Genomic DNA, 22907 nt, shown 5'->3' with positions numbered 1-22907 from the left:
AAAATTTATAAACCTCATAAAAAAACCACCCTATCTTACGAAAGGGTGGTTTTTTTTTAAGGCTAATCTGAAAAGTTAAGCACTTTGTTGTTCAGATTGAATTGCCGTTAATGCAATGGTAAACACGATGTCATCGACCAAAGCACCACGTGACAAGTCATTGACTGGTTTATTTAAACCTTGCAGCATTGGGCCAACGCTCACCACATTCGCAGAACGTTGAACGGCTTTATAGGTAGTATTACCTGTATTTAAGTCAGGGAAAATGAACACATTGGCACGGCCAGCCACTTTAGAGTCGGGTGCTTTTGAACGTCCAACACTTTCAACCGATGCAGCATCGTATTGAAGTGGGCCATCAATTAATAAGTCAGGACGACGTTCTTTGGCAATACGTGTTGCTTCAGCGACTTTTTCCACTTCTGCACCTGCACCTGATGTTCCTGTGGAGTAGGAAATCATGGCGATGCGTGGATCAATACCAAAAGCTTTGGCTGAGTCTGCGGATTGAATTGCAATTTCAGCGAGTTGTTCTGCATCTGGATCTGGGTTAATTGCACAGTCTCCATAGACATATACTTCATCAGGTAACAACATGAAGAATACTGAAGATACCAACGAATAATCTGGTGCAGTTTTAATCAGCTGGAAAGCAGGGCGAACCGTATTGGCTGTGGTATGAACAGCACCGGACACCAAACCATCCACTTGATCCAGCGCTAACATCATGGTGCCGAGTACGACGGTATCTTGTAGTTGATCCTTTGCTTGAAGTTCGTTTAACTTACCTTTACGCAGCTCAACCATTTTCTCAACATAATTGTCGCGAATTAAATCTGGATCAATAATTTCTAAATCATGTGGCAATTCAATGTTACGTGCTTTAGCAACTTCAACGACAACTTCTGGTTTTGCCAAAAGAATACAATGCGCAATACCACGTGATTGGCAAATTGCAGCCGCTTGAATGGTACGTGGCTCATCACCTTCAGGCAGTACAATGCGCTTTTTCGCTGCAATCGATTTTTGTACCAATTCATGGCGGAATGCAGATGGAGAAAGACGAGGTTGATAAGAACCATTGAGTATTTCAGTAATCCAATCTGCATTGATGTGGCTTGAAACAAAACGTGTGACTTGCTCGCCACGTTCAACATCATCCACTGGAATTTCATTGCCTAAGTTTGAAAGCTGCTGCGCCGTTTCAAAGGTACTTAAAGGCGTATGTAAAATTGGCAGCCCTTGTTTGATTGCTGTTTGGCAGAAGTCCAAAACTTGTGGATTTGGTTGATGATGTTCAGTTAACACTAAACCAGCCAAAGGAATACCGTTGCTGCTTGCTAAGCTAGACGCCAACAATACATCAATACGATCAGATGCACTGATGATGAGCTCACCTGCGACGAATTTATGTAATTCATGTTCAATATTTGATGCAATCAGGCTGCTATGTAATACACGACGGTGAGCCGCATCGCCTTGATTAATCCAATCTGCTTGAATATGTACAGCCAAATCAGACATGCGTGGCACGCTCAGCGTATTACTGAACGGAACTAAACCAATTATAGGTAATTGTGTGCTACCAATTTGTGGATGTGTGCTTTGAATTGACGCAACAAATTTTTCTGTATCACTGATTAAACGTAAACTTGGATCAATGGTAACAGGAATCTGTGCAGAGTCTTCTGGTAGGCCACGAGTACGCATAAACAATACACCAGCGGTACGTTCAGATGCAGCACCACCAAATTGACGGACTAAGTTATCAATTTTATCGGCTGTTTTTGCAGGATTATTAATGTCTGCTGTACCAACAATAATCACTTTGGCATCGAGAGCTTTAGCGAGTGTTGCATTTAACTCTGAAGCGAAAGTATCACGGCTGCTTGGCAATAAACCTTCAACAATGATCAGGTCGTGCTTTTTGGCAATTTCACGGTGTAATCGAACAGCTTCTTCAAGCAACTCATCACTTTCACCTAAATTGAGCTGTTGAACAACAGTCGCATGATGTATTGGTTCAACCGTTTCACTGTTAAAAAGATGACGATACAGGGCAGTGGTACGATCGAGTGAGCCTGAATCGCTTTCTTGTGAAAATGGTTTGAGAAAGCCAGCTTTGACACCTTGGCATTCCAATGCATAAATTAAGCCTAAGCATGCAGATGTTAAACCTACACCTTCCCCAGTTGGCACGAGTAAAATTGTTTTCATACAGTGTCTAAATCAAATCTAAAAATGAAATATTTAAGGCATTAGGGCTGATGCGATTGCTTATGCAATCGCAGCGTCAGCATCAGACTTTTTTGCAGCGGCTTTTACCTCGTCTACAACGTGCTCAGTTTCTTTTGCGATACGACCTTCTTCATCAGTCGGTACAACCCAAATTTGTGGACCTGTACCGTGGTCGATACGACCTTCAGTACCACGTTTTAAGTTGTTGTTGAGGTCTTTACTTAAATTAAAGCCAAAATGCGGTAAGTAAGAAACCGTTTTTTCACGAATGTAAGCTGAGTTTTCGCCGATACCACCAGTGAAGAATAGACCATCAATACGTGGTAGACCACAGCTTAAACCTGCTAAAGATTTTGCTAAACGGTAGCAGAAAACTTCAATTGAAAGCGCTGCATCTTCATTGCCTTGTTCAGAGGCTTCAATCAACGTACGCATGTCATTAGACAAGTCAGATAAACCAAGTAGGCCTGATTGGCTGTTGAGCATTTTGTCGATTTTGTAGATATCCCAACCTAAGTTTGAAGCAAGGAAACTATGGATACTTGGGTCAACATCACCACTACGTGTACCCATCACGACACCTTCAAGTGGAGTTAAACCCATTGATGTATCTACAGATTGACCATTCCAAATAGCACAAGTCGAACTACCGTTACCAAGATGTGCTGTTAACCAACCACCTTGTTTGAAGCTGCCTGCCAACATTGAGCCACGTTCAGATACATAAGCATGGCTTGTACCATGGAAACCGTAACGGCGAACGTTGTGGTGTGTATATAAGAATTTTGGTAATGCATAGCGGTATGCGTGAGATGGCATAGTTTGGTGGAATGCCGTATCAAATACAGCCACTTGTGGAAGTTCTGGGAACAAACGCATTGTTGCGTCGATACCTACCAAGTGTGCTGGGTTGTGAAGCGGTGCAAGAGGGGTTGCTTCACGAATACGTTCAATAATTTCAGGTGTTAATAATTCGGCTTTAGTCAAAGTACCGCCGTGTACAACACGGTGACCAATTGCTTGAGGGTTATGGTGAGATAAACGCTCAAGAATAGTTTCAAGGGCTTTTTCATGGTCAGCATGTGGAATTGAAAGCTCAAGTGCTTCACCACCGGTAGTGACTCCTTTAATACGTGCATCAGCAGAGCCCAGATTTTCGGCAAGACCAAAAATACGATCTTCACGGCGCTCAGAAACTAACGCATATTTGATAGAAGAAGATCCGCAGTTAATTACTAATACTGATGTAGACACGATTAAATACCCGATTCTAATTGAAATACTTATCCATAATTTTGATCTGAATGCAGTGTTTTATATTGGTGCAATTTAGATCTGTGATGATGTTTTAACATGGGTTTTTTTATCGTCCTAGATAGACTTTAGGAGATTAGACTTAAGCACTATCGACCATGAAACCAATAATAATTAAAATTTATCAGTTCATAGTTTTCATTTATTAATAAAATAGTACTTAAAACGCATATCCTTTATTTCCATTCTTTTGAACATAACATGTCCAATCTATCTTGTATTGACTAATTTGTAGCTAAATTTCTAATTTTTCACTTAATTGTAGATAAATCGGTAAGGGCTTTCTACTCACCGAGCTTTTAACGGTTACTGAATCGTTTATATTTTTTATTTGAGTCCTATTGAATTTTTATCGCTATGACTTGTGAACGCAGAGTCTAGTTATTTTTAATAGCCGTTCTATATTGTTTGAACGGCTTAAATGAATGGATCCATCCCCCCCAAAAAAAAAGCTGTGCTATTTAAGTCATAGCACAGCTTTAATTTGAAGTTTAATTTGAACGTATGAATAGTTCAAGCTAGCCAAGTTTTATTGACGAATTTGACCATCACCGAAAACCACCCATTTTTGAGAGGTCAAGCCTTCAAGTCCAACTGGGCCGCGGGCATGAATTTTATCGGTTGAAATTCCAATTTCCGCACCTAGACCATATTCAAAACCATCAGCAAAACGAGTCGATGCATTAATCATAACTGAGCTTGAATCTACGCGTGCTAAGAACTGACGTGCAAGGCTGAAGTTTTCGGTAATAATGGAGTCAGTATGATGTGAACCATATTTGTTGATATGTTCAATGGCTTCATCTAGACCAGACACGACTTTCACAGCCAAAATTGGACCTAAATACTCGGTGTACCAATCTTCTTCAGTTGCAGCAATCACAGATGAACCCAAAATGCGTTGCGTTACTGCACAGCCACGTAATTCCACTTTTTTCTCTGCATAGAGTTCTGCGATGCGCGGTAAGAACTCTTCCGCGACATTGTCGTCAACCAATAAGGTTTCCATGGCATTACATACGCCATAACGATGGGTTTTCGCATTTAGTGCAATCGGTAATGCTTTTTGTAGATCTGCTTGTGCTTCAACAAAAACATGGCAATTACCATCTAAATGTTTAATCACAGGAACGCGTGCATCATTGGTAATACGTTCAATCAGGCCTTTACCACCACGCGGAACGATCACATCGACATATTCAGACATGGTAATTAACTGACCGACAGCTGCACGATCAGCCGTATTAATCACTTGTACAGCATGTTCTGGTACACCAGCAGCTTTTAAACCATGTTGAATCGCTTCAGCAATTGCTTGATTCGATTCCAAGGCTTCAGAACCGCCACGCAAAATAATCGCATTGCCTGATTTTAATGCCAACGATGCAGCTTCAAGCGTTACGTTTGGACGTGATTCGTAAATCATGCCCACGACACCTAAAGGAACACGCATTTTGCCCAGTTGAATGCCAGAAGGGCGGAATGCCATATCGGTAATTTCACCAATCGGGTCAGTGAGACCAATGACATCTTTTAGGCCTTGTAACATACCTTTAAAACGTGTGGGGGTAAGTTCTAAGCGATCAAGTAGAGCACTATCCAAGTTATTGTTATGCGCTTTTGTCATATCCACTTGGTTAGCGGCCAAAATCGCAGTCTCACTGTTCTGTAACGCAGTGTAGATTGCTGATAAGGCATTGTTTTTGGTCTGGGTAGAAGCGCCAGCAAGCACACGAGATGCTTTGCGTGCTTGTAGTCCTACCGTTTGCATATATTGTTCAATCGACTCTTGCATAGCGGTTTGATCACTTAGAAATTTCATCTTGATATTAACAGCCTGCGCCTGAACAATGAAGCACCAATACTGAGTTTAAGTAATTGATCACAGCGCGAATTAACATTTTGAAATTGTTTTATAGTTAAAAGTAGATAAGCGGCATGGATATTGGTTGCTTGTAAAATGAACCTCTGTATAGAATGAAACAATAGCGACATTGAAGTCGTACAAATAATGATTAAAGAGCAGGATGCTGAGTCGAGCAGAGTTCTCTGAATGAATTCCTGACAATAAAAATAAGGCAGGAATGGAGGAAAGGAATATGAATTCCATTATCCAAATGGATCCAGAAGTACAGGAAAGTACGCATTACAGTTTTTTTGATCTTTATGACAAACAAAGCTTTAAGCAGCCAGCCAGAACAACATGGATTGATGGCTGGAAAGTTGAATATATGGCAATCGCACAGCCTGAAACCATTCATCGTACGCCGATTGTTATTATTGGTGGTGCATTTCAAAACTTTAATTCCTACAAATATTGTGTTGAACAACTCTTTGCAGCTGGGCCGATCATTCTCATTGATATGCCATCGATGGGTTCAAATCAGCAGATTACCAATGTCGATAGTGGTATTTCAGCGGGTACATTGGAACTCGGTGATTTAGCCAAAATGCTTGGTGTGTGGATGGATATTGTTGGCCTAGAAAAAGTCTCTGTGATGGGAATGTCGCTCGGTTCTGTCGTGGCAGCGGGTTTGGCCGATCAACGTCCTGAACTGATCGATCGTATGATTTTAATGGGTGTAATGCAGAAAACCCGTAAAAGCTGGCGTATGTTACTTGAAGAGTCTCTGCATTTGATGAAAGAGCAGCGCATGGATGAGTTTGGCCAAGCGGTGATTTTGTACTTGGTTAATCATGCCAAATTGGATGTAACGCGTATGTCACCGACAGCAAAGCGTTTATTCTTTAGGCAAATGGCTGAATTTACCAATACTGAACAAGAGCGTTACGACATTAACTGTAATCGCTTACTCCGTTTGCAAGATGTGCCCATTCCACAATGTGATGTTTTAGTGTCCTGTGGGCAGTATGACAGCTTTACTTTGCCACATGAAAATGCCGGGTTTGCGTTGCAATGCCCAAATATGCAATTTGCCATGATTGCCAATGCTGATCATTTACCTCAATTACAACGTCGTAAAGAAACCATGAACTTATTTGCGACTTATCTCAGAGGTGAGTCCATTCAGCACTTAGATGGCATCATTCCAATGAGCCGTGAGCAAATGCAAAAAATTGAGCGCCGTGGTGAGGAGCGTATACAGGTTCATCAACCATTTACGCATCTATCGTATCGACACTCAGAATTGTGTATGGAGGTCGGTATTGTAGATTTGAATTACTTTGGTGTACTGCTCGATATTTCTGAGGGGATGGCTGACGTAGCAGCACAGTACCCGCGTGATTTAGCCTTGCATTTAGAGGATGATGAAGGCGAATTTAAAATTGAATGCCTCATCTTTGAAATTGAAAATCAACAAATTCGCGCGCTGTTTAAGCATGGCAGTTTTGATATTGCAGAACGTTTATTGCGTTTTGTCGCACGTCAAAAAGAAGAGATGATGTTGTTAGAAGCAGTAGGATAAAGCTTTGAATATTTGAAAAAAAACAGCGTATTAACGCTGTTTTTTTATGCTTGTATGCACCATCCAAACCAAATCCCCCAAATGCTCATCTGCATTCTGAAAGGGGATCACTTGTTCGGCGGTTTCTTGTGAAAAATAGAAGGTAGGTTGAATGACATCGACTGCGCTAAATCCAGCCTTGCTAAAAAACTGCTGCAATTCTTCTGGGTTTTGAAAGTGGAAGGTAAATGCACTACGTGACATGACTTTAAGCAGTTTGCTGCTGCCCCAAATAAAGCGTGCAAGACGATTTTTAACCGGTTCAGGATAGATGTCTGTTAGGTAATGTAGTTCTTGAAATGAAGCACCATATTTGCAAATTCCTTCAAGTAATTGGTTTAATAAGTTTTGATCAAAATAATTAATGAGACCTTCACTTATGACTACCAATGGACGCTCGGGATCAAAAACATTAAAGGCGCGTTCAAAGTCTTGACTAAAAATATCTGCTGTTAAAACTTCAGGCGATTGTTGATCAATTTTCTGTAAGGCTTGGGTCTTAATTTTTGCCATATCAGGCAAATCAAGTTCACGATAATCAATTTGTGGATGTTTACTACGGAAATTCCAGCCTCGTGGCGATAGTCCACAGGCTATTTCAAGTACTTGTAAATTTGGAAATTTTGCAATGAGTTGATCAAGATGTTGATCAATCATGGCATGACGCTGTTTTAAGGTGGAACGCATGCTGCCGCCAACATTTTTTTCTGCCCAACTTTCGAGTGGGTGTACCATGCGTGCTAAAAATTTACCTTTGCTGGTGGCAAAGACTGGATGTGAAATGCCCATGCTATACCAAATATATCCAGTGTAATGGGCGGTAAATGAAATATGGCGATGTTCCGATAAACTGTCTGTCATGTCATCCTGACCTAATTTTGTTTTAATTGTTTAGGCTTAACCGAATTGATAGCGGCAAGCTGTATTTGTTTGTTTTTATCATATAAAAAAAGGAACACCTTGTCGTGTTCCTTTTGTGATCGATTGATTCAGCTTAAACCTTAGCAATATTGATTTTTAAAATCGACAATGCGGTTTCGAACAGTCTGCCAATCAGTGCCAAGTTCTATAGCTTGCCCCATCGCAATTTGAGGGATTTTACCGCGCATGCGTTCCAAACGCTCTTGGTTTGGCAAGGCTAGATTTTGAATGCCATCGAGTGCAACACATGCAGATTCACGGCTATTGCAAACTAAGCCCATGTCACAGCCTGCATTTAAAGCGGCTTGAATACGAGCGTCAGCGCCACCAGCCACGCATGCGGCTTGCATACTTAAATCGTCAGAAAATAACACGCCATCAAATTGTAATTGCTCACGTAACACTTTTTGAATCCAATACGGTGAAAAACCGGCAGGATTTGGATCGACTTGTTCATAAATCACATGCGCGGGCATTAAGGCATCAAGTTGTGGTTGCAGTTGAATAAAACTTTGCATGTCTTTTTGGTAGATTTCATCATAGCTGCGATGGTCAATTGCAGCTGCGACATGAGAATCCGCTTTCACCGAACCGTGGCCTGGGAAATGCTTTCCGGTCGAGGCCATTCCAGCACGTTTCATGCCTTTTAAGAAGGCACTTGCTAATGGGATAATGTCTTGCATATTTTTCGCAAAGCCACGATCACCAATGACATCGCTAACATCATTAAGATCCAATACCGGTGCGAAACTAAAATCAATACCCACCGCAAGCACTTCCGTCGCCATTAACCAGCCACATTGATCGGCAAGTTCTAAGGCTTTTTCAGGTTCACTTAAGTATAGTTCTCCAAACTTACCCATCGCAGGGAGGAGGGTGAAGCCTTGTTTCAGGCGTTGTACACGACCACCTTCCTGATCGACAGCGATTAATATATCAGGACGAATCTGACGCATATGATCGGTTAAAGCACGAACTTGTTCAGGAGATTCAATGTTGCGGCCAAATAAAATCATGCCGCCGACTTGCGGAGCCTTTAATAGTTCAATATCTTCTTGAGTGAGTTCTGTGCTAGCAATGTCGAGCATTAATGCGCCAATCATATTCGGGGGTCCGTGTTGGAATTTTTAAGGAAAAACAATACCTGAATTCTGCAATGATTTGCTACACTTTGTCAGCAGAGATTATGATAAAACTACACGACATAAACATATTAAGTTGTTTAAGATTTTGAATATATTCAATTCAAGTCGAAAACCAACACGGTGATATTGGTCTAAATACCAAGGAAGTACGAATTATTTATGAAACTTCAAACAATAGCTTGTGCCGTTGCGATTGCGACAGGTGGATTCTTTTTTACCCATGTAGTAAATGATGCAATTGCTGCCAATAATACTGAAGCAGTTGCAGCTACCAGCATTCAACCCACTCAAGAGCAGGCATTAGTCTCGCGTCAACTCGCGACTTTGGTAGACCGTCAACACTATTTAAATCAACGTTTAGACGCCAATACCTCTAATCGTATTTTAGATTTTTATATCGATAGTATTGATCCGGAACATACATTGTTTTTGGCACCAGACATTGAAAGCTATAAAAAGCGCTTTGGTTCGACTTTTGGTGCAAACTTAAAAGCTGGTAATTTAGCAGGCCCATATGAGATTCACGCTCAATATCGTGATCGTTTAAAACAGTTCTATACCTATATGTTGGAAGAACTGAAAAAGCCGCAAAATTTAAATCAACCGAATACTTATATTGAAACTGATCGTGAAAAAGCGGCCTTCTTTAAAACGACTGATGAACAACGCGCGCATTGGAATAAAATGTTGGTTTCACAGTTAATCAACTTAACCATCAGTAAAGAAGAAGAAAAAGCCAAACAGAAAGCGTTAAAAGATAATCCTGAGTTAGCCAATGGCCAGGATTTAACTGGCCCTGAAGATCTAACTCCAGCGCAGACTTTGACTAAACGTTATACGCGTCAACTTGAACGTATTAGCCGTTTGAAAAGTGATGATGTACTTGATAAAACCCTTAATGCGATGATGTTAACCTATGATCCGCATAGTAACTATTTCCCACCTGTAGATGCGATGGAGTTGAACCGTCAAACCACACTACAGCTGGAAGGTATTGGGGTATCGATTCGTCCAGAACGCGGAAATGAAGATTACACCAAAATTGAAACCATCGTAGAAGGTGGCCCAGCCAGTAAGTCTGGCCAAGTCAAATCAGGTGATCGCATTATTGCTGTGGCACAAGATGGCGACAAAATGGTGGATGTCATTGGTTGGCCGAGCAATGAAATTGTAGGGCTGATTCGTGGTAAACGTGGCACCAAAGTGACTTTACGCCTATTAGGCGCGGGTGCTGCGATGAACCAAGCGCGTAATGTGACGATTGTTCGAGATGTGATTCAAGAAGAAGATGCTGGTGTGCGATCACGCACGGTTGAAATCGAACGTGATGGCAAAAAGCATAAATTTGGTGTGATTGAAATTCCATCATTCTACTTAAACTATCGTGCACGCCGTGCAGGTACTGAATATCGCTCTGTTTCAGAAGATACCAATAAAGCATTGAAAGCCTTAGATGCTCAAAAGGTCGAAGGGATCATCATTGATTTACGTAACAATCCAGGTGGCTCTCTGGAAGAAGTCGCGCGTATGTTGGGTCAAGTGATCAAATCGGGTCCTGTTGTTCAAATTCGTGATGGTAATGGTAATGTGAGCGTATTTGAAGATGACGATGGTGGTGCACAAAGCTATGCAGGCCCGTTAGCTGTACTGATTAATTTAGCGTCAGCTTCAGCAAGTGAAATTTACTCTGCTGCAATCCAAGACTATGAACGTGGTGTGGTGATTGGTAGCACGACGACAGGTAAGGGTACAGCTCAAGTTCAATTGGATACCTTGGCTTATGGTCAGGCAACCTTGACCCAACGTAAGTTTTACCGTGTGACTGGCGGCAGTACCCAAAATAAAGGTGTTGTGCCTGATATTAAACTGGTTGATATCTACAACGAAGAATTCGGTGAACGCAAATCCAAAAATGCATTACAGTGGGATACGATTCCAACAGCACCCTTTAAACGTGAAGGCTCGATCCAAGCTTATGTGCCTGATTTGATTAAGTCATCACAACAACGTGTCAGCATTGATCCGCAATTTAAGTACTTGGAACAACGTACAGCTATTGCGAAGAAAACCGATGAACAAAAGCGTATCGTGCTTGATTTAAACAAACGCAAAGCAGAACTGTTAGCTCTAGAGCAAAAATCTTTAGATGCTGAAAATCAACGCCGCAAAGTGGTTGGTCAGAAACCATATGCGAATTGGGAAAGTTATCAAGCATCGATGGATGCTTTGGTAGAAGCTCGTGCGAAAATGAAAGCTAACCAACGTCCAGCTTTACCTGAAGAAGAAGTATTTGTTTCTGAAGCGGCAAATGTATTATTGGACTATGCAAAACTGCAAGGAACAGCAGCAAAGCCAACCACTAAATAATGCTAAATTAATTGTGCTCAGTGACTAAATGCCGAGTTTTTAGATTTATGGTTGAAAAAAGCAGCGAATTTCGATTTGCTGCTTTTTTTTTTGCGATTTTTTTTTGTTATTCATGAAACTAGGTTGATATTGAAAAGGGTCAGATAGCTAGAAAATAAAGATATGATTGTTTTGACCATATAATTTGTAAAGTTAAGTGTTTAAGATAGGTTGTACTTTTTCAGCATAATTTTTTAATTTAGTGATTGAAGTCAAAGATTTTTTTTAAATTTTACCAGTTAACTGAAAACTTGAAAGAAACACTTGACCGAAACTCTATAGTATTGGATTCTAAGCAAATAACGACTGAAATAGCCGATTTTCAAAAGCTAACAAGTTGTAAGAAAAGAGAAAAATATTGACGATAGTGGTTAAATGAGCAACGGGAACCTAAGCGGAACGCTATATGACCCATATACATTATGATTACAGTCTGGTCGCCGGTTCTATCGTAGTTGCGTTACTGAGCTGCTACTTTGCAGTTTCATTGGAGCAAATGCTGTTTCGTGGAACTCGGCCTAGATATGAAAATATCATATTAATTATTAGTGGTGCGATTTTAGGTGCTGCGATTTGGTGCATGCATTTTGTAGGTATGATGGGGAGTCATTTACCTGCAAATCATAGTTTTGATGCCGGTTTAACTTTTACTTCTTATTTAATTGCGTTCATTGCTTCAACTTTTGCCGTGTGGTTGACCACACGTCCAACGCTTCCATTGCCGCGTTTAATCCTTGGTTCTGTGCTCATGGGCCTGGGTATTTCTGGCATGCATTACACCGGTATGCTCGGGTTAATGGTCGAAGGTTATGAGCAACGTTATTCTCCACTCATTGTGATTTGTTCTGTGCTGGTTGCTGTCAGTGGGGCGGGTTTAGCCTTTTGGCTGACATTTAAAAGTAAATATGCAGGCCGTAAACGCCAAGCGATGAACATATTTGTAGCTTTGATGCTGACATTTAGCATCGTAGGTATGCATTATATGGCGATGGCAGGTGTCAATTTCTATCCATTAAATTCGATGGATGCAGTTGTCGCTGCACATTTGAGCCAGAACTTATTATTGTTCACTGTACTGTTTGTCACTTGCTTGGTGCTTATTGCTGCTTTTAGTGTTGCAGTGCTTGAACAGCGTTTGGAACAGCGAAATATTCAGCTCATGCGCGCCAATCGTGAATTGGCAAATCAAGCTGTTCAAGACAATTTAACTCGACTGCCAAACCGATTGTTTTTAGCTGAGTATGCTCACTTTTTATTTACCGAGCACCGAGTTCACCAACAAGAAATCGCCTTTTTATATATAGATATTGACCGTTTTAAAGCGGTGAATGATGTTTTTGGTCACCACGTTGGAGATCAATTGCTGATTCAGATGGCGACCAAAATTCACCGACTTTTAGATGAAAAATCTAAATTATTACGCATTGGTGGCGATGAATTTTTGATAGTATTAGAGTCAGCTACAGTCGAAACCGCTGCTGAAATGTCTGAAAAAATTTTAGAGCTGATGCAAGAGAGTTTCTTGATTGCGGGCAAAGAAATAAATATTTCAGGCAGTATTGGTATTGCGATGTATCCTGAGCATGGCTCAAATCTACAAGACTTGCTGATTAATGCAGATGCAGCCATGCTCACATCAAAGTATCAAGGACGAAATACTTACTCGGTGTTTAGTTATACCGTCGATCAGCATGAAGAAAAGAGTCAAACTAAACTGATCAACGATCTGTATAAAGCCGTAGAAGAACATCAGTTTGTCTTATTTTATCAACCCAAATTTAATGCCAAAGACCGTGAAATTTGTGGCGTTGAAGCGTTAATACGCTGGAAGCACCCAACTCTGGGTATGTTGACACCTAACATGTTTATTAATGGTGCTGAAAAAACCGGTTTGATTATTCCAATGGGTTATTGGGCGTTGGAAGAAGCATGTAAACAAATTCAACTGTGGGAAAAGTTGGGTATGCCGCTTTACCCGATAGCGGTTAATCTATCTGCGGTTCAGTTTGAGCATAAGCATTTATTTAATACTTTAGAAATGCTATTTGATCGTTATGAAATTAGTCCTGCGCATTTAATTATTGAAATTACAGAATCCACGGCAATGCATCATATTGATGCCAGTATTGCAACCTTCGAACGCTTACGTAAAATGGGCATTAAAGTTGCCATTGATGATTTTGGTACAGGGCATTCGAGTTTCTTATATCTGAAAAATTTACCTGTCGATGAATTAAAAATTGACCGTGAATTTATTCATGATTTAACACCAAATTCGAAAGAAGAAATGATTTTAGAAAGTATTATTCAATTGGCAGTGAAGTTAGGATTAAACGTCACAGCGGAAGGAATTGAAACACCATTACAAGCCGATATTTTAACGCGTTTAGGCTGCCAACAACTTCAAGGTTATTTGTTAGGGTTACCCATGGAAGTGGCACGACTTGAAGAAAGTATGAGTCTTAAATCTTAGTCACGAAAGCAAAGCACCAGCAATTTGAAACTCATAAAATTTTGAATTTGTCAGATTAGATATTTTATGTAGAAAACAAAAGATCCGCTTAGATATATTGATTCATCAGCACATTTTTAGAGAAGTTTGCTCCAATGTAATTGTATAAAACAAGAAAAGTTTAACATTTTACTTCTACCCACTGTGGTTGATTATTTTTAATGGTCAATCTGATACAATATCGCCAATTTCCCGTATTGATCAGATCTGATCTTTTGCACTGCGAGTTTGCAGTAGGTGCCCTTCATGAGTTTTAAAGAAGAATTAGCGGCGCAGGTCGCTCAGCGACGTACATTCGCGATTATTTCCCACCCCGATGCTGGTAAGACAACAATGACAGAAAAACTGTTGTTGTGGGGGCAAGCAATTCAGGTTGCTGGTATGGTGAAAAGCCGTAAATCTGACCGTGCAGCAACATCAGACTGGATGGAAATGGAAAAAGAACGTGGTATCTCAATTACCACGTCAGTGATGCAGTTCCCGTTCAAAGACAAAATGATCAACTTACTCGATACCCCAGGACATGAGGATTTCTCGGAAGATACCTATCGCACTTTAACCGCAGTGGACTCTGCTTTAATGGTGATTGATGGGGCAAAAGGTGTCGAAGATCGTACGATTAAATTGATGGAAGTGTGTCGTATGCGTGACACACCGATTATTTCTTTCGTCAACAAAATGGACCGTGAAATTCGCGAGCCACTTGAACTACTCGATGAAATTGAGAACGTCCTTAAGATTAAATGTGTCCCTTTAACTTGGCCTTTAGGTACAGGTCGTGACTTCGCGGGTGTGTTCAATCTGATCGAAGAAAAATTCTATGTCTATAAAGCAGGTTTTGGTTCAACCATTACAGATATCGAAATTCGTGACGGTTATGACCATGCTGACCTTCGTGAAAAAGTCGGTGAGTTGGCTTGGGCAGCTTTTGAAGAATCATTAGAACTGGTGCAAATGGCAAATGAGCCATTAGACCGTGAGGAATTCTTGGCGGGTCGTCAAACCCCTGTATTGTTTGGTACAGCTTTGGGTAACTTTGGTGTAGACCATGTATTAGACGCATTTAGTAATTATGCACCTGAACCAAAAGCCCATCCAACAGCGGTACGTAATGTTGAAGCGACCGAAGAAGGGTTTACTGGTTTTGTATTTAAAATTCAGGCCAATATGGATCCAAAACACCGTGACCGTATCGCATTCATGCGTATCTGTTCAGGGAAGTATGAAAAAGGTCTGAAAATGAAACATGTGCGTATTGGTAAAGACGTACGTATTTCAGATGCTCTAACGTTCTTAGCAGGCGACCGTCAACATTTAGAAGAAGCATGGCCTGGTGATATTATTGGTTTACATAACCACGGTACAATTCAAATTGGTGATACCTTTACTTCAGGTGAAAACTTACAGTTCACAGGTATTCCACACTTCGCACCGGAAATGTTCCGTCGTGTACGTCTCAAAGATCCTTTGAAATCTAAACAGTTACAAAAAGGTTTAAAAGAGCTTTCAGAAGAAGGTGCGACACAGGTATTTATGCCACAAAACAGCAATGATTTAATTGTTGGTGCTGTGGGTGTACTTCAGTTCGAAGTAGTAGCGTATCGCTTAAAAGAAGAATACAAAGTGGATTGTATTTACGAGCCAGTCAGCATTAATACTGTACGCTGGGTTTCATGTGATGATGAACGTAAATTCAATGAATTTAAGAAAAAAGCCCATGACCAATTATCAGTAGATGGTGGTGGTCACTTAACTTATCTAGCACCAAGCCGTGTTAATTTACAGTTAATGCAAGAGCGTTATCCAGACATCGTATTCCGTAATACACGTGAACACTAAGTCTTTCTTTTACAGAAATAAAACAGCTTCCTCGTGAAGCTGTTTTATTTTGTGATAGAGTTTTTAATTAACTTTTATTTGACATGTTGATGTCTAGGACAGCATGAATATTTTTAAGGACGCTGCGGCGATTGCCCTCATGGGGAGTGTATTATTTTTAAGTGCATGTGATTCGGGAAAAGAAAAAAAATCAGCTGATCAGCAAAGCGATACAGCATCAGAAGCTGTGGTGACAAACCCTGATGTTTTGCCTTATTTAAATATTCAGGAACAAGATGCCAAAGTGGCACTGCCATTTTGTGAAAATAAGAGTTGTATCGATATCAATATACAGACCATCCATACTGTCGATACTTGGTTGAATGTATGGATTGAAAAAAATCAGGCCACAGTGATTCAAGATCAAATCGGCTCCAAACAAAATATGAGTTTGCAGCAAGCGGTTGCAGCTTATGTAAAAAAATCAGATGCTTGGCAAGCAGAAATAAAAAGCAATAAACCCTATGAACTGGCACTATATACCCGTGTGCCATATCAACGGAATCAATATGTATTGTTACAAGTGGGTGTAGATACCAAGCAAGAAAATATTACGGTGAAAGAGCGTTATTACTTTTTTGTAGCAGATCGACGCAATCAGAAAAATATCACGCCACTAGATATAGTAGATGCCAAGCAGCAGCAAAATATGAATCAATTTGTGCAAAATGCCTATGCCAAATGGTTAGATGAGCAAACGGCAGAAGTAAAAAAGGCCGCGCCAAAAAAATTATACTGGGGGCAAGCCGATTGGTTCTTTGATCAAGAAGGTGTAGGTTTACACTACAGAACCGATGAAATCGTGAAAGATGGTAAACAACTGGATATTTATTTAACCAAAGCACAGACACAACAAGTCTTGAAAGCTGATGTTTATCAGCATATGTTTTAATAATATCTAGATGGTTAACTTTAGTTGACAAAGTTGACGTACTACAGTGAATAAATTGAAAAAATACAGGTTATCGCGATGTTGCAACAGAAAAGTATATGGATCAGTTCAGTTCTTGCGGTGTCTATTGGTTTGACTGCATGTCAGCCACAACAAGCTGAACCTGAAAAAAAACCAGAAACCCAAAAGAATGAACAAGCGGATTTAAGCCTTAAACTTATTGGTGATTCTGAGAAATTACAACTGAATTTACCTGAATGTGATGGCAATGGCTGTCCAGAAATTTCAGTGGAAAGGCTAAATAGTAATCAGGTATTTATTGATCAATTTATTGATGCGGAAATACTCAAACAGTTGGGCCAAATTTTGTCTGTATCACCTGTAGAGGAAAAAGATATCGCAGCAGAAGGTGCTGCAAGTGAGCCAGCGGCATCTGACGTAAAATCTGCTTTAGCCAATGTTGAAACGCCTAAATTAAAATTGGAAAAAGCCACTCAACCCTATATGCAGGCTTTTTTAAATTTAGATAAAGAGCTTAAAGAATTAAGTGCTAATCAACAAATTAGTTTGATGATCAAACCTAAAATATTAAATGCTGATAAGCCTTTGGCAACAGTGGTATTAAATACCAGTTCATATTTGGGCGGTGCACATGGTGCGTCTTCACAGCAGTATTACAATTTTGATTTGAGCACACAAAAACAAGTGCAATTGAATGACATATTGCTACCTAAGCAAAAAGCTCAACTTGAAAAACACGCGCATGAAGTTTTTAAAACTTGGGTTAAAGATTCAAAACTTGCAAATAGTGTTGAAGAATATGAACAAGCATGGAAATTTAGCTTGTCTGAGAATTTTTATCTCAGTCAGCAAGGTTTAATTTTGCAATATGCCGAATATGAAATTGGGCCTTATGTGGTGGGTCTACCACGTTTAACTGTGCCATATGACCAGTTAAAAACAGTCCTGAAAAAACAGTATTTACCTGTGCCTGAACCTGTTGCGACGTCAGAAGCAGCAACTTCGAAATAAGTATTTATGAGCTATTCACTGTTTGATACGCATACGCATTTTGATGTTCCCGAGTTTGATCCAGATCGGGAGCAACTGGCTTATGCTGCAAAGCAAGCTGGGGTGGAACGCTTGATTTTGATTGGTTTTGTGCAAAAGCGTTTTGCTGACTTATTGAAAAAACAGCATATGTTGAATCAGTTACAAGATGCGCCGCACAGTTATTTTGCACCAGGCTTACATCCATTTTATATCGAGCAGCATTGTTTAGAACATCTGAGTGATTTAGAGCACTTACTTCGTACAGAGGATTGTGTTGCGATTGGGGAAATAGGTTTAGATACTTTTTTAAAGCAGCATAAGCAGCCAGCAATTGTTCAAAAGCAGCAGGAGTATTTTTCTGTGCAAATTGCGTTTGCACAGCAATTTGATAAGCCGGTTCTTTTACATATTCGCAAGTCACATGCTGAGGTTTTAGCTTTGTTGAAGAAACATCAATTTAAGCAAGGTGGCATTGCCCATGCTTTTAGTGGTGGGGTAGAGGAAGCCAAAACATTTGTGAAACTGGGTTTTAAAATAGGGGTTACAGGTCAAATCACCAATCCAAATGCCAAAAAGCTGCATCAAGTGGTTCAGGCTATCGGTGCTGAACATTTGGTCTTAGAAACAGATTGTCCTGATATGACGCCACTCTGTTGCCAGCTGTCTACACAGCATAGAACCCGCAATACGCCAGTCAATTTACCTTATGTATTACAAGGTTTAGCACAGAGTTTGCAAATGCCTGAATCAAAATTGGCTGCTATACTTTGGCAAAATTCTTTACAGGCCTTACATTTAGCAAATTAAATTAAAGCGCGCCCTATTCAGTATGTGTATTGCTGCCTAAGCGAAGCCGAATAAGGCATTTTCTAAAAAAAGATGCATTATGCAATTTCTAAAATGCTTTAGACTTGGCATTATGCTGTTAAATTATTTTGAGTGAGACTCACATGGCACAAGGACTATTGGCAGGCAAACGCTTTTTAATCGCGGGTATTGCAAGTAAATTATCTATTGCATTTGGTATTGCTCAAGCACTTCATCGCGAAGGTGCAGAGTTAGCATTTACTTATCCGAATGAAAAACTAAAAAAACGCGTTGATGATTTTGCTGAACAATTTGGTTCTACATTGGTTCTTCCATGTGATGTTGCCGTAGATGCTGAAATTGAAAATACATTTGTGGAATTGGCAAAACACTGGGACGGTTTAGACGGTGTTGTACATTCAATTGGTTTTGCACCTGCTCACACTTTAGATGGTGACTTCACAGAAGTAACAGATCGTGAAGGCTTTAATATTGCTCACGATATCAGTGCATACAGCTTTATTGCGATGGCACGTGCAGCGAAGCCTTTATTGCAAGCTCGCCAAGGTTGCTTACTAACATTGACTTATCAAGGCTCTGAGCGTGTGATGCCGAACTACAACGTAATGGGCATGGCTAAAGCTTCTCTTGAAGCGGGTGTACGTTATTTAGCGTCTAGCTTAGGCGCTGAAGGTATCCGTGTAAATGCAATTTCTGCAGGTCCAATTCGTACTTTAGCTGCTTCAGGGATCAAATCTTTCCGTAAAATGTTGGATTTGAATGAGAAAGTAGCGCCATTGAAACGTAATGTGACTATTGAAGATGTAGGTAATGCTGCTTTATTCCTATGCTCTCCTTGGGCAAATGGTATTACTGGCGAAATCATGTATGTTGATGCCGGCTTCAATACGGTTGGTATGAGCGCTGATCTAATGGCAGACGCTGAGTAATTTGCTCTTCCCTTTTTAAAAGGGAGAGTGGGAGGGATTTTGTTAAGTAGAAGCAAATCCCCCTCATTCCCCCTTTTAGTAAAGGGGGAAGCTAAAAGGCAATAAAAAAGACCGCAAAAGCGGTCTTTTTTATATCTAAGGTGAAGCGATTAAGCTTGACCTTCAGCTGCAGCGGCTTGAGCACGTTGCAAATTTGCTTCGAATTCAGCATCGAAGTTAATTGGTGTAAGCAACAATTGAGGGAAGCTGCCTTTAGTTACCATGTCGTTCACCGCTTCACGAAGGAATGGGAACAAAATGTTCGGGCAGTAAGCGCCAAGAATGTACGGTAGGCGTTCTTCTTCAACGCTATCAATCAGGAAAATACCTGCTTGAGTTACGTCAACGATAAATGCTGTATCGCCACCGTTGTTTGCTTGTACCACAACTTTTAAAGCAACTTCAAAGTGTGTTGGATCAACTTTTTCTGCAGAAGAAGAAAGGTTGATATTTAGCTCAGGTTGCCATTCTTTAGTAAATACTTGAGCCCCAGGTACTTCGAAAGAAATATCTTTAGTATAAATACGCTCTAATGCCAATTGTGGTTGAGCTTGTTGTTCTTCACTCATTGTTTATTCCTTAATATGAGGTGACGATTTATGTTTTTAATTAAGCCAGCATATCGTCGAGTTTACCTTCACGCTCTAAAGCATAAAGTTGGTCAAAACCGCCAATAAACTGATCTTTAATAAAAATTTGTGGAACTGTACGGTGGTTGGTGCGTTGCATCAATTCAACTCGTACTTCAGGCGCTTCATTTGATAAATTAATTTCTTTATAAGCCACGCCTTTACGCTCTAGGAGCTGTTTAGCACGAATGCAGTAAGGACATACAGTTGTTGAATAAATCGTAACTTCAGCCATGTTAATCTCCTAAGAAGCGTTATTATTTGCTTTTAACCAATGGAAGGCCTTGAGCTTTCCAGTTGCTAATACCACCGTCAAGACGGTAAGCGTCAGCATGACCGACTTGTTGAAGTGCAGTACCTGCAACTTGACCTAAGTTACAAATGAACACCAATGGACGGTCAGAAGTCTTTAACTCTTCAATATTTTTTGTAATTTGGCTATATGGAATATTACGGCTACCGCTAATATGACCTTCGCGGAAATCTTTCGCATCACGCAAGTCAATCAATTGTGCATTTTTAGCTTTAACTAAAATACCCAAAGACTGTGGTGAAATTTTGCGACCATTACGCTGGCCTTCCAGAATAAAGAACAATACGACCAAGACAGCCAATGTTCCAAATAAGAAGGGGTGATTCCCCATAAACTCGAACCAACGTTCCACAATTCACCTAATTACAATTTAAAAATTGCCAAGAGTATAGCTCATAAATATGGTGATCAAAATCACCCCTTCAAGGGCTATAGCAGAATAAAAATTAATTTTTTTGCTGCGCTTCAGTGATTTCGTCAATTAGACGTAAATAACTTTCTAAACGACGCGGCAAAATTTCACCATTTTGTGCAGCAATACGAAGCGCACATTGTTTTTCATGTTTATGTGTACAGTTACGGAACTGACAATAGCCCAAATGCGATTCAATTTCTGGAAAACCCTGTTGAACCTTGTCGAGTTCTAAATGCCATAAGCCAAACTCACGGATTCCTGGAGAGTCAATTAAGGCAGACCCTTCTCCAAATGCAATCAAACGGGTTGATGTAGTGGTGTGTTGACCCAGGGCTGAGTTTTCAGAAATGATATTGGTCTTTTGTGCAGCTTCAGGCACGATGGCATTGATCAGGGTACTTTTACCGACACCGGATTGACCAACAAAAGCCACAGTTTCGCCAGAAAGACGATTTGATAGTTCCGTCAAATCACCATCGGAACGTGTTTGAATCACTTCATAACCCAAATTTTTATATTCATCTAAGAGGGTTAAAATTGGATCATTATCTTTTAGTAGATCTGATTTATTCATGACTAACAGTGCAGGAATATCTGCATCTGCACATGCCACTAAGTAGCGGTCAATTAAACCTGGCGCAGGTTCAGGCAATGGCGCAAAGACAATTACAATTAAACTGACATTGGCCGCCACAGGTTTTACTTTGTGGTAACGGTCAGGGCGAGTGAGTAAAGATTGACGCGGATGAATTGCGGTAATAATACCTAAACCAGTAATAGGATCGGCTTGCCATTTCACACGGTCACCTGTGACCAATAATTCCAGATTGGTACGAGTATGACAGCGCCAGATGCTGCCTAATTCGATTGGTTTCCAATGTGGTTCAGGTTCACCAGCTTGTACCACAGGTTTTTCAGGATGAATTTCAGGTGTAGACAAGGCTTGGACTTCGAGTTGTCGTCCATAATGTTGTACGACTAAACCTTCCAAATCGGAAGACGTGTCAATTTCTTCTTGACGGGATTTATGCTGTTTCTGAATGCGTCGTTGCTGTTGTTCAGTCAGTCGACGCTTACGAATTAAAGCCATTCATATCCTAAAAAACCACGAAAACTAGATGGCAAAAATAGCATGAAGCGGGGTCTAATTACAGCGCAACCCCAATAAATTTGCTACTATGTTCACTTTTATAGCCTAATAAGATTGCACATTTATGAGCAGCACACCTGATACTCGCCTGATTTGGATTGACCTTGAAATGACAGGTCTCGATACAGATAACGACCAGATTATTGAAGTTGCTACAATTGTGACGGACGATAACCTGAATATTCTGGCGGAAGGGCCTGTGTTAGCCGTTCATCAATCAGATCGCGTGCTCAATGCAATGGATGAGTGGAATACTCGTCAACATGGTCAATCTGGCTTAATTGAGCGTGTTCGTCGCAGTAAATTGACGGCACAAGATGCTGAACAACAAACTTTAGAATTCCTAAAAAAATGGGTAAATCCAAAATCTTCACCAATGTGTGGTAACTCGATTTGCCAAGACCGCCGCTTCTTACATCGTTTAATGCCTGAAATGGAACAATACTTCCACTACCGTAACCTTGATGTGTCGTCAGTGAAAGAATTGGCGAAACGCTGGCGCCCAGAGATCATGGGTGGCTTAAAGAAAAATGCGTCGCATTTGGCGATGGATGATATTCGTGACTCGATTGCAGAACTCAAATACTATCGTGAGTATTTCTTTATTATGAATAAAGACTAAGGTTGTGACATAAAAAAAGAGGCGAAAGCCCACTGCTGTCCCATAGTTTGCTTTAAATAAAAAAACCTGAGTCCTAACAGTTAAAATATGAGTGCAAACAAACACTTTAACGACTAGGATTCAGGTTTTGTCACATCAGAATACCGTATTTCATGA

18 protein-coding genes are annotated in these 22907 nt (G+C 40.4%); 9 read left to right on the top strand and 9 right to left on the bottom strand.

Features of this window, described 5'->3' with window-relative positions:
- Positions 1-75: 75 nt before the first annotated feature.
- The 3 genes from pta to FTT84_RS08070 form a co-directional block, all read right to left on the bottom strand.
- Positions 76-2217 (bottom strand): phosphate acetyltransferase, encoded by a 2142-nt coding sequence (gene pta, locus FTT84_RS08080; RefSeq protein WP_180080758.1) that lies wholly within the window; start codon positions 2215-2217, stop codon positions 76-78.
- Between the two features lie 60 nt (positions 2218-2277).
- Positions 2278-3492: an acetate kinase gene (locus tag FTT84_RS08075; protein ID WP_180080760.1), complete on the bottom strand. Its 1215-nt coding sequence runs from the start codon at positions 3490-3492 to the stop codon at positions 2278-2280.
- 589 nt (positions 3493-4081) lie between these two features.
- Entirely contained in the window at positions 4082-5347 is a 1266-nt protein-coding gene (locus FTT84_RS08070; protein ID WP_067764134.1) for a glutamate-5-semialdehyde dehydrogenase, read from the bottom strand.
- A 304-nt stretch (positions 5348-5651) separates the two neighbouring features.
- On the opposite strand from FTT84_RS08070, the gene FTT84_RS08065 reads away from it, so the two are divergent.
- Positions 5652-6980 (top strand): alpha/beta fold hydrolase, encoded by a 1329-nt coding sequence (locus FTT84_RS08065; protein WP_067763634.1) that lies wholly within the window; start codon positions 5652-5654, stop codon positions 6978-6980.
- A 30-nt stretch (positions 6981-7010) separates the two neighbouring features.
- Here the strand turns inward: FTT84_RS08065 and FTT84_RS08060 are convergent, their stop codons facing one another.
- Both FTT84_RS08060 and nagZ read right to left on the bottom strand, forming a co-directional pair.
- A complete protein-coding gene (locus tag FTT84_RS08060) occupies positions 7011-7880 on the bottom strand; it encodes a class I SAM-dependent methyltransferase (protein WP_067763631.1) in 870 nt (289 codons plus the stop codon).
- A 140-nt stretch (positions 7881-8020) separates the two neighbouring features.
- A complete protein-coding gene (gene nagZ, locus FTT84_RS08055) occupies positions 8021-9043 on the bottom strand; it encodes a beta-N-acetylhexosaminidase (RefSeq protein ID WP_180080762.1) in 1023 nt (340 codons plus the stop codon).
- Between the two features lie 201 nt (positions 9044-9244).
- Here nagZ and FTT84_RS08050 point away from each other — a divergent pair, with 201 nt between their 5' ends.
- From FTT84_RS08050 to FTT84_RS08020, 7 genes are all read left to right on the top strand, one after another.
- The gene (locus FTT84_RS08050; protein ID WP_180080764.1) at positions 9245-11452 is read left to right on the top strand and encodes a carboxy terminal-processing peptidase; all 2208 of its coding nucleotides are present in this window, start codon (positions 9245-9247) and stop codon (positions 11450-11452) included.
- Between the two features lie 445 nt (positions 11453-11897).
- Positions 11898-13964 carry an EAL domain-containing protein gene (locus FTT84_RS08045; protein WP_180080766.1) on the top strand — a complete coding sequence of 689 codons (2067 nt, stop codon included), beginning with the start codon at positions 11898-11900 and terminating at the stop codon, positions 13962-13964.
- A gap of 285 nt (positions 13965-14249) precedes the next feature.
- Positions 14250-15842 (top strand): peptide chain release factor 3, encoded by a 1593-nt coding sequence (locus FTT84_RS08040; protein WP_067763619.1) that lies wholly within the window; start codon positions 14250-14252, stop codon positions 15840-15842.
- 103 nt (positions 15843-15945) lie between these two features.
- Entirely contained in the window at positions 15946-16773 is an 828-nt protein-coding gene (locus FTT84_RS08035) for a hypothetical protein (RefSeq protein ID WP_180080768.1), read from the top strand.
- 78 nt (positions 16774-16851) lie between these two features.
- Positions 16852-17805, top strand: a complete 954-nt coding sequence (locus tag FTT84_RS08030; RefSeq protein WP_180056979.1) for an RsiV family protein — start codon at positions 16852-16854, stop codon at positions 17803-17805.
- A 6-nt stretch (positions 17806-17811) separates the two neighbouring features.
- Entirely contained in the window at positions 17812-18633 is an 822-nt protein-coding gene (locus FTT84_RS08025) for a TatD family hydrolase (RefSeq protein ID WP_180080770.1), read from the top strand.
- Positions 18634-18776: 143 nt separating this feature from the next.
- A complete protein-coding gene (locus FTT84_RS08020; protein WP_067763606.1) occupies positions 18777-19583 on the top strand; it encodes an enoyl-ACP reductase in 807 nt (268 codons plus the stop codon).
- Between the two features lie 149 nt (positions 19584-19732).
- Here FTT84_RS08020 and secB read toward each other — a convergent pair whose 3' ends face one another.
- The 4 genes from secB to rsgA form a co-directional block, all read right to left on the bottom strand.
- The gene (gene secB / locus FTT84_RS08015; protein ID WP_067763603.1) at positions 19733-20191 is read right to left on the bottom strand and encodes a protein-export chaperone SecB; all 459 of its coding nucleotides are present in this window, start codon (positions 20189-20191) and stop codon (positions 19733-19735) included.
- Between the two features lie 40 nt (positions 20192-20231).
- Positions 20232-20486 (bottom strand): glutaredoxin 3, encoded by a 255-nt coding sequence (grxC, locus tag FTT84_RS08010; RefSeq protein WP_067763600.1) that lies wholly within the window; start codon positions 20484-20486, stop codon positions 20232-20234.
- Between the two features lie 22 nt (positions 20487-20508).
- Positions 20509-20916, bottom strand: coding sequence for a rhodanese-like domain-containing protein (locus tag FTT84_RS08005; protein ID WP_067763597.1), 408 nt, complete (start codon positions 20914-20916; stop codon positions 20509-20511).
- A gap of 94 nt (positions 20917-21010) precedes the next feature.
- Positions 21011-22069, bottom strand: a complete 1059-nt coding sequence (gene rsgA / locus FTT84_RS08000; RefSeq protein WP_180080772.1) for a ribosome small subunit-dependent GTPase A — start codon at positions 22067-22069, stop codon at positions 21011-21013.
- Positions 22070-22193: 124 nt separating this feature from the next.
- On the opposite strand from rsgA, the gene orn reads away from it, so the two are divergent.
- Complete coding sequence (orn, locus tag FTT84_RS07995; RefSeq protein WP_067763591.1) at positions 22194-22751, top strand: oligoribonuclease; 558 nt, start codon at positions 22194-22196, stop codon at positions 22749-22751.
- Positions 22752-22907 lie beyond the last annotated feature (156 nt).

The organism is Acinetobacter sp. YH01019 (genome assembly GCF_013420285.1).
Lineage (GTDB): Bacteria > Pseudomonadota > Gammaproteobacteria > Pseudomonadales > Moraxellaceae > Acinetobacter > Acinetobacter gandensis.
The sequence above is the reverse complement of the archived record's forward strand: the minus strand, read 5'-3'. Positions and strand labels throughout refer to the sequence as shown.